This window comes from Blautia intestinihominis, assembly GCF_040096655.1.
Classification (GTDB): domain Bacteria; phylum Bacillota; class Clostridia; order Lachnospirales; family Lachnospiraceae; genus Blautia_A; species Blautia_A intestinihominis.
On sequence record NZ_JBBMEI010000068.1, the window covers coordinates 1 to 16,829 of the forward strand.

General features: G+C 42.2%; 13 protein-coding genes. 12 read left to right on the forward strand and 1 reads right to left on the reverse strand.

Annotated features, from left to right (window positions below; translation table 11 throughout):
- Positions 1 to 275: 275 nt before the first annotated feature.
- From WMO75_RS15635 to nadA, 5 genes are all read left to right on the forward strand, one after another.
- The gene (locus WMO75_RS15635) at positions 276 to 671 is read left to right on the forward strand and encodes a hypothetical protein (protein WP_227222998.1); all 396 of its coding nucleotides are present in this window, start codon (positions 276 to 278) and stop codon (positions 669 to 671) included.
- 203 nt (positions 672 to 874) lie between these two features.
- Complete coding sequence (locus WMO75_RS15640) at positions 875 to 2,158, forward strand: L-aspartate oxidase (protein ID WP_349078451.1); 1,284 nt, start codon at positions 875 to 877, stop codon at positions 2,156 to 2,158.
- Positions 2,155 to 3,006 carry a carboxylating nicotinate-nucleotide diphosphorylase gene (nadC, locus tag WMO75_RS15645; RefSeq protein WP_022213356.1) on the forward strand — a complete coding sequence of 284 codons (852 nt, stop codon included), beginning with the start codon at positions 2,155 to 2,157 and terminating at the stop codon, positions 3,004 to 3,006. Before WMO75_RS15640 ends, nadC begins: the two co-directional genes overlap by 4 nt.
- Positions 3,007 to 3,020: 14 nt before the next feature.
- Complete coding sequence (locus WMO75_RS15650) at positions 3,021 to 3,572, forward strand: transcription repressor NadR (protein WP_022213355.1); 552 nt, start codon at positions 3,021 to 3,023, stop codon at positions 3,570 to 3,572.
- Positions 3,569 to 4,486 (forward strand): quinolinate synthase NadA, encoded by a 918-nt coding sequence (gene nadA, locus WMO75_RS15655; protein WP_291580476.1) that lies wholly within the window; start codon positions 3,569 to 3,571, stop codon positions 4,484 to 4,486. The genes WMO75_RS15650 and nadA overlap by 4 nt, the downstream gene beginning before the upstream one ends.
- A 159-nt stretch (positions 4,487 to 4,645) precedes the next feature.
- Here the strand turns inward: nadA and rpsT are convergent, their stop codons facing one another.
- Positions 4,646 to 4,924, reverse strand: a complete 279-nt coding sequence (gene rpsT / locus WMO75_RS15660) for a 30S ribosomal protein S20 (protein ID WP_070100264.1) — start codon at positions 4,922 to 4,924, stop codon at positions 4,646 to 4,648.
- A 353-nt stretch (positions 4,925 to 5,277) separates the two neighbouring features.
- Between rpsT and gpr the strand changes: the two genes are divergently transcribed.
- The 7 genes from gpr to WMO75_RS15695 all read left to right on the forward strand — a co-directional run bounded on the left by gpr (position 5,278) and on the right by WMO75_RS15695 (position 16,728).
- Positions 5,278 to 6,186, forward strand: coding sequence for a GPR endopeptidase (gene gpr, locus WMO75_RS15665; protein ID WP_349078455.1), 909 nt, complete (start codon positions 5,278 to 5,280; stop codon positions 6,184 to 6,186).
- 68 nt (positions 6,187 to 6,254) lie between these two features.
- A complete protein-coding gene (locus WMO75_RS15670; protein ID WP_349078457.1) occupies positions 6,255 to 7,613 on the forward strand; it encodes a stage II sporulation protein P in 1,359 nt (452 codons plus the stop codon).
- Positions 7,614 to 7,773: 160 nt separating this feature from the next.
- A complete protein-coding gene (locus WMO75_RS15675) occupies positions 7,774 to 8,142 on the forward strand; it encodes a hypothetical protein (RefSeq protein WP_349078458.1) in 369 nt (122 codons plus the stop codon).
- A complete protein-coding gene (locus WMO75_RS15680; RefSeq protein ID WP_349078459.1) occupies positions 8,093 to 14,119 on the forward strand; it encodes a DNRLRE domain-containing protein in 6,027 nt (2,008 codons plus the stop codon). Before WMO75_RS15675 ends, WMO75_RS15680 begins: the two co-directional genes overlap by 50 nt.
- Before the next feature lie 43 nt (positions 14,120 to 14,162).
- A complete protein-coding gene (locus WMO75_RS15685) occupies positions 14,163 to 15,206 on the forward strand; it encodes a hypothetical protein (protein ID WP_349078460.1) in 1,044 nt (347 codons plus the stop codon).
- An 84-nt stretch (positions 15,207 to 15,290) separates the two neighbouring features.
- Positions 15,291 to 15,725 carry a phage holin family protein gene (locus tag WMO75_RS15690; RefSeq protein ID WP_118254281.1) on the forward strand — a complete coding sequence of 145 codons (435 nt, stop codon included), beginning with the start codon at positions 15,291 to 15,293 and terminating at the stop codon, positions 15,723 to 15,725.
- A complete protein-coding gene (locus WMO75_RS15695; RefSeq protein ID WP_349078461.1) occupies positions 15,718 to 16,728 on the forward strand; it encodes a peptidoglycan-binding domain-containing protein in 1,011 nt (336 codons plus the stop codon). The genes WMO75_RS15690 and WMO75_RS15695 overlap by 8 nt, the downstream gene beginning before the upstream one ends.
- The last annotated feature ends 101 nt before the right edge of the window (positions 16,729 to 16,829 follow it).

The following is a 16,829-nucleotide window of genomic DNA, read 5'->3' on the forward strand; positions in this document are numbered from 1 at the left end:
ACGCGACTTCAGTCGTGTGAGGATAGAGTTGTTGATTCACTGAAGACGAAAAGGATGCTAATATAAAACAAAGCATATTTCTCAAAAGTTCAGGGCATTTTTGCCGTCTATTTATTTTCTAAAATCATTTCAGAAATCCATGCTTTTAAATCCAATTAAATTCAGAAAGCAGGGGTTCGAAGTGGTGATGAAAATAGCACGATACGTTCTTGGATTCCTGTGTATAACAGGAGGTACTGACCCTGAATATCAACGAAGGCCATAACAGAGATCTAATGGAGCAGTGCCATATACTGAGAGAATATGCACAATATGTAGCAAAAGTGCGGGAATACGCAAGGACCACTGAACTGAACACTGCCGTAGAACAGGCAGTAAACGATTGTATTCAAAATGGAATCCTTGCAGAATTCCTTCGAAAGCATAAATCGGAGGTTATCGCGATGAGTATATTCGAATATGACAAAGAAGAGGAAGAAAAGAAACTCCGGAAGGCAGAGTATGAGGCAGGATATAATACAGGATATGACACAGGTTATGGAAGCGGCTATGATATTGGAAAAAAAGAAATAGTACGTCAGATGTTTAATGCAGGAGAGTCATTTGAGAAGATAGCACAGTATACAGGTTATGAAGTCTGTGAACTGAAGAAAATGTTGGAAGAGGTTTGAGGTATAGTAAAGAAAAAGTAAATCATATGTTTATGAAGCTGGTTAGAAGTGAAATCTGACCAGCTTTTTTGATAAATCATATTATTCGTCTTGTTGATGTCTATGACAATATACACAGGTGTCTTGACACCTATCATGTCTGGTGGTATACTGGCGGAAATGATAAAAGGAAAGTCCGGATTATCCGGCGAGAGGATAAAGAAATGAATGAATATTACGACGCCATAATAGTAGGAACCGGAGCCGCAGGGCTTTACTGCGCTCTGAATCTGCCTTCCAGGATGAAAGTTCTGATGATCACGAAGCAGCAGGCAGACCAGTCTGATTCCTTTCTTGCACAGGGCGGAATCTGCATGCTCCGCGGCGAAGAAGATTATGACAACTATTTTGAAGACACCATGCGTGCAGGTCATTACGAAAACAACAAAAAAGCCGTAGACCTCATGATCCGCAGTTCCAACAGCATCATCCGCGATCTCATCCGCCACAATGTCACCTTCGAACGTGATGCAAATGGCGAACTCGCATTCACCAGAGAAGGCGCACACTCACAGCCACGAATCCTTTTTTACGAGGATGTCACAGGCAAACAGATCACTCAGACACTCTTGAGCGAAGCCCAGACTAGGGACAACATCGAGATCTGCGAATACATGACCATGGTCGATCTGATCGCAAAGGACAACATCTGTGGCGGTGTTATTATCATGGATGAGAAGAATAACGTATATCCGGTCCGCTCTCCATATGTAGTCCTTGCCTGCGGCGGTCTCGGCGGACTTTACAAAAACTCCACCAACTTCCCGCACATCGCCGGTGACGGTCTCGGAATTGCAATGAAACATCAGGTAGTACTCGAACATCTGGATTACGTGCAGATCCACCCGACAACCCTGTATTCCCACAAACCAGGCAGACGCTTCCTGATCTCCGAATCTGTAAGAGGCGAGGGAGCACTCCTGTACGATAAGAACGGACAGCGATTCACAGAAGAACTTCAGCCACGTGACCTCTTAAGCCAGGCAATCTTCGCACAGATGGAGAAAGACGACACAGAATTTGTCTGGGAAGACATGCGTCCTCTCGGCGAAGAAACGATCCTGAAACACTTCCCGAATATTTTCCACAGATGCATGGAAGAGGGCTTTGACCCGTGCAAAGAGCTGATCCCGGTAGTTCCGGCACAGCATTACTTCATGGGAGGAATCCAGGCAGACCTCGGAAGCCGCACCTCCATGAAGGGGCTTTATGCCTGCGGTGAGACAAGCTGCAACGGCGTTCACGGCAAGAACCGACTGGCAAGTAACTCACTTCTGGAATCTCTGGTCTTTGCAAGAAGGGTAGCAGATGATATTATATTTGCAGGAAAACCGGAAAAATGCCCGGTCAATACAATAGATACCAGCATGTACGAAGACCGCGACGCGATCCTCGACGGCTATCACAAAATGGTATGGAATGAAATCGAAAGGATGAAAAGAGCATGAACGAAATTACAATGAAAATGCAGGCAGATCAGCTGATCCGCATGGCATTACAGGAAGATATCACAAGCGAGGACGTTTCCACAAACGCAGTTATGCCGACTGCAACTAAGGGAACCGTAGACCTTATCGCAAAAGAAGATGGTGTTGTAGCAGGTCTTGACATTTACGCAAGAGTATTTACAATCCTTGACGAAAAAACAGAGATCGATTTTCACTGCAAAGACGGTGATGAAGTCAAAAAAGGTGATCTGATGGCAACGGTAACAGGTGACATCCGTGTTCTCCTTTCCGGAGAGAGAGTAGCACTCAACTACCTTCAGAGAATGAGCGGTATCGCAACCTATACCAGACAGGTTGCAAAACTTCTCGAGGGAAGCAATGTAACTCTTCTTGATACCCGTAAGACCACACCAAACTGCCGTGTATTTGAGAAATACGCAGTAAGAGTCGGAGGCGGCTGTAATCACAGATATAATCTTTCTGATGGAGTTCTTCTTAAAGACAACCACATCGGAGCAGCAGGAAGTGTCACAAAAGCCGTTCAGATGGCAAAAGCTTACGCACCGTTTGTCCGCAAGATCGAGATCGAGGTAGAGACTCTGGATCAGGTTAAAGAAGCAGTAGAGGCAGGAGCAGACATCATCATGCTCGACAACATGACACCGGAAGTAATGAAACAGGCAGTTGAACTGATCGACGGAAGAGCACAGACAGAGTGTTCCGGAAACATCACAAAAGAAAATATCCAGAAGATCCGTGAGATCGGCGTTGATTTTGTTTCCAGCGGTGCACTGACACATTCCGCACCGATCCTTGACATTTCCATGAAGAATCTTCATGCAGTGTGAGAGGAGGGAATCTTATGAACACCGCGGAAAGACGTGGAGAAATCCTTAAGATCCTCCACAATGCGGATGCCCCGGTGGCAGCGAGAGAACTGGCAGGCAGATTTGGGGTCAGCCGTCAGGTCATTGTACAGGATCTGGCAGTGATTCGGGCATCTACGCCAGGAATCCTCTCTACAACAAAAGGATATGTGATACAGCAGGACAGTAGTTTTACAAGAGAATTCAAAGTACGCCACAGTCAGGACAAAGCAGCGGAGGAGCTGAATCTGATCGTGGACTGTGGCGGTCATGTCAAAAATATAAGCATCAGCCACCGTGTTTACGGACGAGTTACGGCTGAGATGGATATCCGTTCCAGACAGGATGTAAATGAATTTGCAGAAGCACTCAGGAACAGCCGTTCAACGGTACTTTCAAGTGCCACATCCGGATATCATTACCATTTGATCGAGGCATCCAGTGAGGAGAGACTTGATCTGATCGAGAAACAACTGGGAGAGGCAGGATTCCTTGCACCGCTTCAGCCCTGGGAACAGACTACAGGGAAAGGAAAGATAAAGTTATGACGATCAAAGAAATTCAGCAGGAGATCCTGCGTATGAAAAAAGAGCAGGATGTCTGCATCCTTGCACATGCTTATCAGGGACAGGAGATCCTGGAAGTTGCAGATTATATGGGAGACTCCTACGGACTCAGCGTGCAGGCTGCAAAGAGCGACTGCAGCGGCGTGATCATGTGCGGTGTGCGTTTTATGGCAGAAACCTGCAAAGTATTAAGCCCGGACAAAAAAGTCTGGCTTGCAAACCCGGTTGCAGGATGTCCAATGGCAGAGCAGCTTGACCTGGAAGGCCTTCGCAAACTCAAGGCAGAGTATCCGGATCATGCAGTTGTTGCCTACATTAACACAACTTCTGAACTCAAGACAGAGTGCGACGTGTGCGTGACTTCTTCTTCCGCAGTCCAGATCTGCAGCAAACTGGAAAACGACAAGATCCTTTTTATCCCGGACCCGAACCTCGGACGCTTCGTAGCTGAGAAACTTCCGGAGAAAACATTCGCATTCTACAAAGGTGGATGTCCAAGACATATCGTAGTCAGTGCCAAAGATGTCGAAAAAGCAAAACAGGCACATCCGGACGCACTTCTTCTGGTACATCCGGAATGCCGTGAAGAAGTCGTAGAGAAAGCCGACTACGTTGGTTCCACAACAGGAATCATGGATTTTGCAAAAAAATCTCCGAACAAAGAATTCATCATCGGAACAGAGAACAGCATCGTAGAACATTTACAGTTCGAATGCCCGGATAAGAAATTTTATCCACTGTCTGTCATGCTGACCTGTATGAACATGAAGATCACCACTCTGATGGATATTTACAACTGCCTCAAAGGAACAGGCGGAGAAGTGATCGAACTTCCAGAAAACGTAATAGAAGGAGCCGGCCGCTGCATTCACCGCATGGTGGAGCTTGGAGGCTGATAAAGAGAGAATAATAAACTGCCATTCGCAGATACTATAGTCGGTATCATGGTGCGCGCGGCAGTTTTTTTATTATAGAAATAAAAAAAGACAGTCACTGACGGTTTGTGACTGTCCTTTTAATTATAAGCTTATAATTAAAAACTGTAATTTCCTGAATTAGCCAATGCTGTTGACAGCTTTAGACAGACGGGAAATCTTTCTTGCACAGTTGTTTTTGTGATAAACACCTTTAGATGTTGCTTTGCTGATTGTAGAGATAGCCTCTGTAAGAGCAGCCTGTGCAGCAGCTTTATCGTTTTTCTGAACTGCAGTTTCTACTTTCTTGATGGAAGTTTTAACAGCAGAACGGATAGATTTGTTTCTAGCAGCTTTAGTTCTGTTTACTAAAATTCTTTTCTTTGCAGATTTGATGTTAGCCAATTGGTACACCTCCATTTCAGATTTATAATAATGTGTCGTTGTCACAGAAACAGACACGGGCGTTCCTGTAAACATGCTTATATATATTATTATATTTATCCTGGATTGTCAATAGGAAAATCCATAAATGTCAAAAAAATGACAGAATATAGCAACTTTGAAAGTCTGACCAGATTTATCCTTGGTTTTTTGTACATAATTATTCCGGGAATTACAAAAAGTAATAGTGATGGTTCAGTACTTTCACAGTTATGCACGATATACAAGGCAAAATCCTGGCATTGCAGGTGATCTGGAAGGGATTTTGACCAGGTTACTGTGAATGGGGAGAACAGTAATCAAATCATACAGCATCAGGAGGATACGATATGGCTGGCAGCAGAAGGATTCGAACAGACCTTGCACTGGAAACAACGGAGCGGTTTGCACAGGAAAATACGGAGATCCGGGGTGTAGAGATCCAGGAAGACTACGATGAGGAAAAAGACATCCGGACAACGGTCGTAAAGATCGTCACAGAAAACGGGGCAAAGTCCATGGGGCGTCCGCAGGGAAATTATATCACAATAGAAGCTCCGGATCTTTCAAACGCGGATGAGGATTATCACAGGGAAATTTCCCATGAGATCTCACGGCATCTGCGGGAACTGATCAATCTGGAAAAGGAAAAATCAATCCTTGTGGTGGGGCTTGGAAACGCAGCGATCACAGCAGATGCACTGGGACCGCATGTGATTGAGAATCTTCATATGACACGGCATCTTATCAGGGAGTACGGGCTTCGCGGGATCGGGCAGGAAAAAATACACTGCGTCAGCGGAATCGTGCCGGGTGTTATGGCGCAGACAGGAATGGAGACGGCAGAGATCGTGCAGGGCGTTGTTTCAGAGACGAAACCGGATGTGGTGGTTGCAATCGATGCACTTGCAGCGCGGAGTGTGCGAAGACTGAACCGGACGATCCAGATCACAGATACGGGAATTCACCCGGGATCCGGAGTAGGAAATCACAGGAATGGTCTCACGGAAGAAAATCTTCAGGTGAAAGTGATCGGGATCGGCGTGCCGACAGTTGTGGATGCGGCGACGATCGTGCATGATTCAATGGAGCACCTTCTGGATGCATTGGAGGAAACGGAGCAGAAGGAATTTCTGGAGGAGATGATCGCACCGAATCTTTACAGCATGTTCGTGACACCGAAGGATGTGGACGAGACGGTGAAATATCTGAGCTTTACGATCTCAGAAGGGCTGAATATCGCTTTTTCTGAAGTGTGATCTTGAGTAACAGGAACGGGCATAATTCCAGAATTTTTATCATAGGATACCTTGAAAGAGGTGATTCTGTGACAAGGACCCGGAAGACGATCTGTACTCTCATGTGTCTGGCTTTTTTTGCTGTGCTGGCAGTGATGCCGGGTTCTTTTATCCTGCAGAAAAATGTGTACAGACAGCTGCCGCTGTTTCGATTTCTCGAGCGGAAAGCTGCCCGTGATTTCCAACGGAAAGACCCCGATACGTATGCGAAGATTGTGGAAAACCATACGGAATCTCTCGGCGCGATGGTGGAAAAAGAGAATGAAGAGGTGCGGGACGAGCAGGAGAAAGCTGTGGCGGAGAATTCTGTGGGACAGGCTGAAGATGTAGAGAGAAAAACAGAAGATGTGGAGCCAACAGAGACGACAGAAGGTGTGAAGAAAACAGAGTCGACAGTTACAGCGGAGGCAGAACCGGGACAGGCACAGACAGAAATAAAGACAAAAGAAGAGGATAAACAGCAGCAAAAAGAGCCTTCTGAAGATGAAAATATAAAACAGACAGAAAAAGATTCTGAAAAAGAAACAGATAAATCTCAGCAGGACAAACCTGCCACTGTCATACCGGAAGTAACGCAGACTATCTTGGCTTCAAACAGCATACAGCCTGCACCGCGCATCGACCTCTCACCGCAGACCCTCGCAGATTACGACTACCTCATGAATCAGTTTTTCATCGTGGATTCGCAGACCACCACAAATGCAGATCAGTTAAACGCGGCAGAACTTCTCGGAGAAGACCTGACCATACAGAAAGATGCCGCGAAACCGCAGATTTTGCTCTACCATACACATTCACAGGAAGCTTTTGTGGATTCAAAGGAGGGTGAAGTCGAGGATACGATCATCGGCGTAGGAAATTACCTGACAGAACTATTGACAAAAAACTACGGATATCAGGTAATCCACGTAACAGAAGCCTTCGATATGGAAAGCGGCGAGCTGGACCGCAGTGCCGCCTACGACTATGCAGGAACGTATCTGGAAACGATACTGGAAGAAAATCCTTCGATAGAAGTCGTGATAGATCTTCATCGTGACGGCGTGCCCGAAAACCGACATCTCGTGACCGAAATCAATGGAAAATCAACTGCACAGATCATGTTTTACAATGGATTAAGCTATACGATCGCGAGAGGAAGCCTTGATTATCTGCCGAACCCATACATTCAGGACAACCTGGCGTTTTCATTCCAGATGGAATACCAGGCGGCACAGTATTATCCGGATTTTTACAGAGGTATCTACCTCGCCGGATACCGTTACAACCTCCACCTGCGCCCAAGATCCGTCCTCGTCGAAGCCGGAGCCCAGACCAACACCGTCCAGGAAGTAAAAAATGCCATGGAACCCTTCGCAGATATTTTGAATCGGGTGCTGCAAGATTGAAAATGGAATCCTGGAATATAAAAACATATCATAACTGGTAACAAAGCAATCTGTTTTGATATATACAAACACATGTTCTTGATATATGATTTTAAATGTAAATTAATTCCGGAAAATTTACATTATCTAAAATAAAATCATATAAAAGGAGAACATACAAATGACAAAAGAAAAAATTACACGCTCAGAATTAAAAGAGAAACGTACAGCAAACCGTAAGGTGTTCGAAAATCAGGATCACTCCCGAACAGTAGAAATCTATATGGAACCAGTCCATTATGAAGATGAGGATGGAAGCTGGAAAGAAATGGATGACACATTAGAGGAAGTTGCATTTGGAAGAAGTATTGGCGGAACGGGAAACAGAAAATTCTGCAATAATAAAGGCAAGCTGGCGATTCAGCTGATGGACAGTGCAGAACCAGCGGCAACAGCGTCACTTACAATGGACACCTGTGCGCTCCGATGGGGAATGGAAGGTGCAGCAGCTTCTGTTAAAGCTGAAAAAAACAGAAGCGATTCTTCTTAAATCAGAAAATCTGGAAGAGAATATTTGCCGCATTACATTTCTCCCGAATCAGATGTGGCTGAAAGCCCAGGAACGTATCTACCCAGTTGTGATCGACCCAGTAACAACTACATCAAAGAAAGCTTCCGAAATCTATGATGCCCATGTGGATTCTCTGTATGAAGAGGATAATTTTCAGAAAAGTATTATTCTGAAAACGATGGGAGGAGATGAAGTACAGAGAAGCTTTATACGTTTTGAGCTTCCTGAAATGAAAACCGGAGATATGGTAGTGAGTGCCAGACTGGTGCTTGTATCTCTGGCAGAGGACAACAAAGAACGTACTGTAGAAGTACATAAAGTTCTTCATGCATGGAACTCGAATTCTATTAACTGGTATAATAAGCCGCTGTACTCTGAAACAATAGAAGATCTGTGCTGTTATAAAGGCGATAAACAGAAATATATCACCATGGATATCACCCGTATGGTGAAAGACTGGTATCAGAATGGTGGAAACTATGGTCTGATGCTGAAAGACGATTATGAATTATCTGGATATACAGAATTTCTTTCATCCGATTGTGACAATGGATACCAGGATATGAGACCGAGAATTGATATTTCTTATGTGAACTATTCTGGTCTGGAAGATTACTGGACTTATCACAGTCAGGATGCGGGAAGAGCCGGGACAGTTCATGTGAATGATTATAATGGAAATCTGATCATGATTCATGACACGATGAACACAGAAGGCAGCCTTGAGCCTATGGCACTTTCGCATGTGTATAACAGTAACAACTGTGCCACAGATCTGGGATATGGATATGGATTTGCACTGAACTATCATCAGACACTGGTAAAAACAAAGATTGGAGGCACTGATTATTACAAACATACAGACGGAGATGGTACGATTCATTATTTTTATTATGATTCTACTGAGAAGAAATGGAAAGACGAATCTGGTCTGGAGCAGACTCTCACAATTCACACGGATGGAACAGAGCAGCTTGTAATTCATGACAAAGAAGATAATCAGCTCCGGTTCCGTAATGGATGGCTGGTAAAAGTTCAGGATAAAAATGGAAATTGTTTATCCATATCCTGGGCAGAGCAGAGAATCATTTCCATTACAGATGGATCAGGAAGAAAAACAACGCTTGATTACCTGTTAGACAATAATGGAAAACGTACTACACTGACACAGATTACAGGTCCTTCCGGAAATAAAAAGACATTTACTTACGGCAGCGGCAATCTTACAGGCATTACAGATATTGACGGCGAAAAAGTAAAATACGTCTACAATGGAAATCATATGCTGACAGAAGTTCATAATATTGACGGATATTCTGTAAAATACGGTTATTATGGAACAAAACCTTATCGTGTAAAGAGTATTACAGAATATGCCGGAACGCAGAAAGGAAACAGTCTGTCTCTCACTTATGGATACAACAGCACGAAGTTTACAGACAATAAAAAACGAAGCGAAATATACCGTTTTAACAACAGCGGAAACCTGATTCACATTCATGATGGATTCGGACATGCAGCCAGTGGAAAATATAACCGCAGTGGAAATCATGTGAATTGCCTGGAGAATGCAACAAAGTTACAGACAAATGTTGTTCAGCTTCTGAAAGATCCGATCATTCAGGCTGCAACGTGTGGCTGGAAAACAGAAATCAGTTCAGATGGCAGTGGAAAGACTGAAATCAATACGAATACCGCGTTATGTAAAGTTGGCAATCGCTCATTAAAACTGGAGAGCACAGCAAAGACAGGATCCGTATGCTGGTATCAGGATGTGTCACTCCTGAAAGGGCAGACATACACAGCTTCCATGTTTGTAAAAGTTACAAAAATGGATCGAGCATCAGATGGTGCAGTGTTCCTGAGAGCAAGATATCAGGATAAGGATAATGTATGGCATTACGAAGACAGTGAACAGCTGAAATCGACAACAACAGATTTTATCCATCTGCACAAAACATTTACACTTCCGGCAGATATTGTAAAAACTTCTGTGAGAGTTTATCTGGTGGCAATGCATACGATCTGCACAGTATATGGTGATATGGCACAGCTGGAAACAGGAAGTACAGTCAGCCACTGCAATCTGGTGGATAATGGAGACTTCCATCTTGGAACCACATCTGGTTTTACAAAAACAGGAAGTTTTGAGGATGGACTGACTTCTGTTGGAACCTCTAATATTATTCCGGTGCAGAGTGCAATCGTCGTGTCTGCTGCAAAGAGTACAGTCTATGCAACTCCATCCTTAAACGGCACAAAGGTTGTGGAAGTGACAAAAGGTACACATCTGTATGCACTCTGTTATGAGAAAAATGAAGATATCTACTGGTACAAGGTACGTACTGCGGCAGGAAAGCGGGGATATCTTCATGGTGGTCATGCAACTGCGTATCTGGGAGGCAATACAGGAGACCATTCGGCAGTGGTTGGAGTTTCCGGTGCGGTTTTACGATCTTCAGCATCGGACAGCGGAAGCATTGTAGAAGAAGCAATTCCAAGAGGAACATGTGCGGCGGTGCGTTCTGTAAAAACAGATGCGGATGGAAAAAACTGGCTCTATCTGGGAATGCAGATTGATAAAAAACGCTATACCGGATACATGAAGGAAGAATCTGTGATTCGTTTATGCAGAAATTATCCATCAGGAACAATGTCACAGGAGGATAAGCTGTATGATTCTCCTTCACTTTCCGGTAAGGTGCTTACTACTCTGGAAAAAGGGAAAAATATCCTTTTGCGAGGAGTCCTGACGAAATCAGGTACAAAATGGTATGCAATTCAGTGGGGTGGAAGATTCTGCTTTGTCCCATCCAGATATTGCACATTAAAGCAGGAACCGGCAGTATACCGTCTGGCATCAGAAACAGTCACAGAAGGTGTCGGAGGACTGGAAAAACATATTTTCCGCTTTATGGGTGAGCCGAAAGTATCCAAACGACTGACAAAGGTTCTGGATCTTACAGGAAAGAAAGGCGATACCTTCATGGTAAACGCATGGGGAAGGGGAACCTGTCTTCCGGAAACAGACAATGATAAGAATCGCCGATTTGGTGTCGAAGTTGTTTTTGTGGCAGCAGATGACACAACTGATGTGCATTACACAAATTTCAGCCCGGATATTCTGGACTGGCAGTTTCTGAGTGATATTTATGTCGCTAAGAAAGACTACAGCAAAGTAAAAATTTCCTATACCTATTGTAAAAATGCAAATACAGCGTATTTTGACGGTCTGTCTCTTTACCGTGAAGAGTTTGGACAGACCTATACATACGATGATAAGAACAACCTGGTTTCAGCGGTAGATTCTCAGAAGAATACAACAAAATTTGAGTACAATGCCGGAAGTGATCTGACGGGTATTACAGATCCGAAGGGAAGCAAATACACTTACACATATGACAAAAAACATAACGTGACCAGTGGAAAATCTTCTATGGGAATTCTGAACCGCCTTGTCTACGATGATAAAGGAAATATTACACGCAGCGGAGTTGTGAAGCCGAATGAAACGGAGAAAGGCATCTGGGTGGAACGTACTTTTACTGCTGACAAGAACCATGTATCAGCTGTGACCGATGCAGAAGGAAATAAAGTACAGTATGAATGGGATACATCCAGAGATCTGCTCCGCTCACTGACGGATGGGGAAGGAAACAAGCTTTCCTATGGTTATGATAAGGCAGAACGTCTTATATCTGTTTCTCAGAATGTAACGGTTGATGGAAAAAAACAGGTGGTAAAAAACATCTACACCTACACAAAAGACAGGCTTGCGGGGATTGAGCATAATGGATTCAATTATGGATTTACCTATGATGTGTTTGGAAATACTACTGCTGCATCAATTGCAGGTAATCAGGTGATTTCTTATGAGTACGAAGCACAGAATGGAAAGCTGCTGAAAACAATTTATGCAAATGGCGATGAAATTCGCTACACTTACGACACACAGGATCGTTTTTCTATAAGCTATCTGAAGCCAGCAGGATCATCAGAACAGCGACTGAACAGTTATATTTATAATAAAGAGGGAAACCTTTGCAAGGTGACAAATCATTTATCTGGCAAAACTTATGAACTGGATTATGATTTCCTTGACCGACTGATGCGTGTACGTGACGAAAGCGGCGTATGCTATGAATATACTTATGATGCAAATAATCAGATGATCAGAATGTTCCATACAGATGGCAGAGCAAAACTGACAACAGGATATACCTATGATAAGGATGGACGAGAAAAAGAAGTTCGTGTGGCAGGTAAATTTACCAGATCTACAGATTATGACAATCTTGGAAGAGTAACCAAACAAAGTTTTTCTGCGGAGAACGGTGATACAAGTATGTCTATGACATATAAATATCCAGATGCAGAGAAAAATAAAGAATACGCATTACCGTCTGAAATGGATGTACAGGAATGCAGCTACAGTTATAAATATGATCGAAACGGAAATATTACGGAAATTCAAAGAGTACCACATAAGGGTTCGACAGAGAAAATTTTAAAAGACACCTTCCAGTATGATGAACGTAATCAGCTGATTCGTGAAAACAGTCAGAGCCAGGACAAAACAATTGTCTATGCATACGATCAGGGTGGCAATCTGAAGTCTGTAAAAGAATATGCGTACACCGAGGGAACCTTACCGGAAACTCCGGTTCACGAGGAAACTGGTACATACAGTAGCACATGGAAAGACCAGCTCCTGAATTGGGATGGTACTGCCATGACTTATGATGCAGTCGGCAATATGCTTACCATGGGAGATACCGTTTACACATGGACGATGGGACGCAAACTTGCCAGTGTAGATAATGGCAGAAAAGCTCAATATTTTTATGACCATACGGGTGCCAGAGTGAAGAAAGTGGTGGATGGTGTTGCCACAAATTATCATATGGCAGGAGATCTGCTTGCATCTGAAACACGTAATGGAGGGACTATATGGTATGTCTATGATTCAGGTGCGAATCTTGTGGCAATAATTATTGCAGGAAAATACTACTACTATGTGAGAAATATTCAGAATGATATCGTGGCACTGGTTGACGAGTCTGGAAAAACTGTAGTAAACTATGTTTATGACAGTTGGGGAAAACTGTTAAGCATTACCGGCAGCCTCAAAGACACCGTAGGCATCCAGAACCCATTCCGCTACAGAGGTTATTATTACGACAATGAAACAGGAATGTACTATCTCAAAAACCGGTATTATGACCCGGGGTTGAGAAGGTTTATTGGGTCTGATGCAATAACAACAGTGGAAGCATCATTAGAAACTTTTCATAATAGAAATCTTTATATTTATTGTAACCAGAATCCAATTGTAAGAAGCGATAGTAAGGGTAATATATGGCAGGTGTTATTGGCCGGAGCAGTCGGTGCTGGAATTTCTCTCGGTTATCAGTTAGTATTTGAAAAAAAAGAGTTGAACATGAAAACTGTTGCACAGGCTACGTTAGATGGTATTGTAATGGCAGTAGGTGCGAGTGCTGCAACGGTAGGATGGCAAATTGTCACAAATGTAGCAACAAGTGTGATAAGTGGAATTATGAACGAAGATGATGGTATGGAAATTGCGTGTCAGGCTACAGTTAGTGGAGCTCTTGCATATTTTGGTGGCAAAGGAAATGACTTTGCAGGCATAGAAGCTAAATGGAAATTTAAAGTTAGTAGTAATGCTGAAGTAAAGGACATAAATATAAGAACGCAGTTAAATGAAATTGCAGGAAATCAGTTCAAACGAAAAACTAAAAGAGGAATTTATAATATGACTAGTTCGACAGTAAGAGGAAATGGGGCTTCAAGAGGTGTCTCAAAAGGATATTCTGGTTATATGGGACCGATTATAGGAGAAGAACGGAGATATAATGGAAAAGTTACGATATATTCACATTTGTATTATGGAAAAGACAAATCAATTGTAAAGCGTGTATATAAGATCGTATGATGTTATCCCGAATCTTCATCTGAAAGGAATTAGGTGAAAAGATGTGTTGGAGTTAATAAAAGAAATCATAGTAGTTATATTGGCGATTGATATAATTTGTAAAGGGTGTCAGAGACACATGCTTAGGCCGTATAGTAAGGGAGGGAATATTTTTAGTGATGAAAATACTCGAATTGCAATGCGTGAGAATGCCTCAAATCCGTTATTTGTAAAAGGACATTTCAGGAAAAATTATAAGAGAAATATATATAGAAAAATGTCAAATTTGAAAGGTTTTTATTTTTGCCAAATTGTGTCAATTATACAGATTAGTGTGATATGCTTGAACTTGTTAAATGGTTTTTATATTCGTTATATAGATATGAATGGAATATTTGGCATGAACGAAGATGCTAGATTACGGATTTATATCGCAATTGCAGTTTGGATTTGCGTTAATAGTTGTGTGAATTTGGTGTTTTTAACATATTATACTAGAGTTATTAATAACACTAGAAGCGAAAAGCTGAAAAAAATATGTCGTAAAAAAATTATAATTCCGGGAGAAAAACAAGAAGATGGATATGAGATATTGGTCTATCCGAGAGAACTTTCGTACAGAGAATGGATTTATAGAGTGGAAAAAAGCTTTAGGAATCAATTCAGAGGAAGTAGCTGGGAGTATAGGGAAAGTGTAGGTGAATTAAAAGAAAATGTGCATATGCTAATTGAAGAAGACAGAGAGCAGGAAAAAATCAGGATATTTGTGCAGATGTATGTAGATATATTGAGTAATACATATATAGAACAATTAAACAAGTTTTTGTACAAAAAAATCCGAAGTGGTTTGAGAAAAGGTGACCTACCATTAGGAAATCCTTATCTTATGTATGTCATATGCGTTCAAAAAAAATCTGAAACATTTGAAAATATCTTTTGCAAATCAATAAAAGCAGGTCAGGAAGATTGCTTTTTAATAGGAGTTGTATTAGATGAATATATGATATATATGCCAAAAATGAAAAACAATGTACAGGATATGCAATATCAGGAAATGAAAACAGAATTTATGGAAATATTAAAATTTATTCCATTAGATGATTGTTGATAAAATCGGAGGCGGTTTCCCTGCCGCTTCCATTTTTATACCTTTTTTTAAGAGATTTTTATACGAAAGATGAGGTGAAGGAACATGAAATATAAAATTTTTACAGCCACAGCACTGGCGGGTGGTACATTTGCAGCATTGTTTGGCGGATGGGATAAAGCTTTACAGACGTTGGTGATTTTTATGATTGTGGACTGGATCACAGGTGGCATTCTTCTGCCGGTAGTATTTGGCAGAAGTCCAAAGTCCCCAAACGGAGCACTGGAAAGCAGAGCCGGATGGAAAGGACTTTGTCGTAAGGCGATGACATTATTTTATGTGCTGATAGCAGCACAATTGGACAGTCTTCTTGGAATTGATTATGCACGGGATGTGGTCTGCGTTGGATTTATTGCGAATGAAACGTTATCCATTGTAGAAAATGCAGGACTGATGGGTATTCCGCTTCCGGAAGGAATTAAAAGAGTAGTGGATGTCCTGAAAACATCAGCAGAAAGTAAGATGAAGGAAAATGGCTAGACTGAAAGAACTGTTAAAACTGGCAGAACAGCAGATTGGGTATCAGGAAAAAGCATCAGCTGCGATGCTGGATGATCCACATGGGAATGCCGGATATAATAACTATACAAAATATGCAAGAGATGTAAATAACTGGGGACTGGATGGATGTCAGGGACAACCCTGGTGTGCGACGTATCAGTTCTGGCTGGAAGCCAGGATATTTGGAGTAGAGACAGCATTAAAACATTTTTGCATGAGCAGAAACAGTTATCGTGCCTATAACTGTTTTGAGATCTATGATGCATTTGAGAGAAAAGGAAAAATTTCCAGAAGTCCCGGAATTGGCTCACTGATAGTATTTCGACATTCGCATATAGGACGGGTAATTGATGTCAGGAATGGATATGTTTATACGAATGAAGGAAATACTTCTGCACTATATGGCGATAGTAACGGCGGTACTGTAAAAACCAAGAAATATCAGATCGGAGATTCATCAATAAAAGGGTATTGCCTGATAGATTATAAAGAGGACAATACTACGATTTCAGAAGATCAGGCAGACACGAAACAGGAAAATTTGCGTGTAAAGGAATATCAGGAATGGCTGAATTACTGGTATGGAACGCTTCTGAAAAAACACTGTGGCAGCATTTTGACTTTAGACGGGCAGTATGGAAGCAGAACGAGGAAAGCCTCGCTGACTGTGTGGAAAGATGTAGTAAATCGTTTATATGGTGGAAAATTGTCTCTTGATGGAGAACTCTTTGATTCTGAATGCATGAATATTGCTGGGACAATAGTGCTGTCGTTCGGAAGTTCCGGTACGCTTACAGCGATAGCAGAGGGAATTCTAGCAGCAGAAGGTATGTATATGGGAAATATTGATGCACAGTTTGGCACGGAAATGAAAAAATCAACAAAAACATTTCAGATGAAGTATGGGCTTGATCCAGACGGAGAGGTTGGAAAAGAGACCTGGACGGCTTTGTTTGGCATTATGGGTAATAAAACGGACTGAACTGAAATTTTCTCATTTTTGTGAGCTTGAATGAAAAAGTAAATTCTACATTCTAACATACCTTGATTTTATGCGGGATTAAATTCTATTTTCGGAGATAC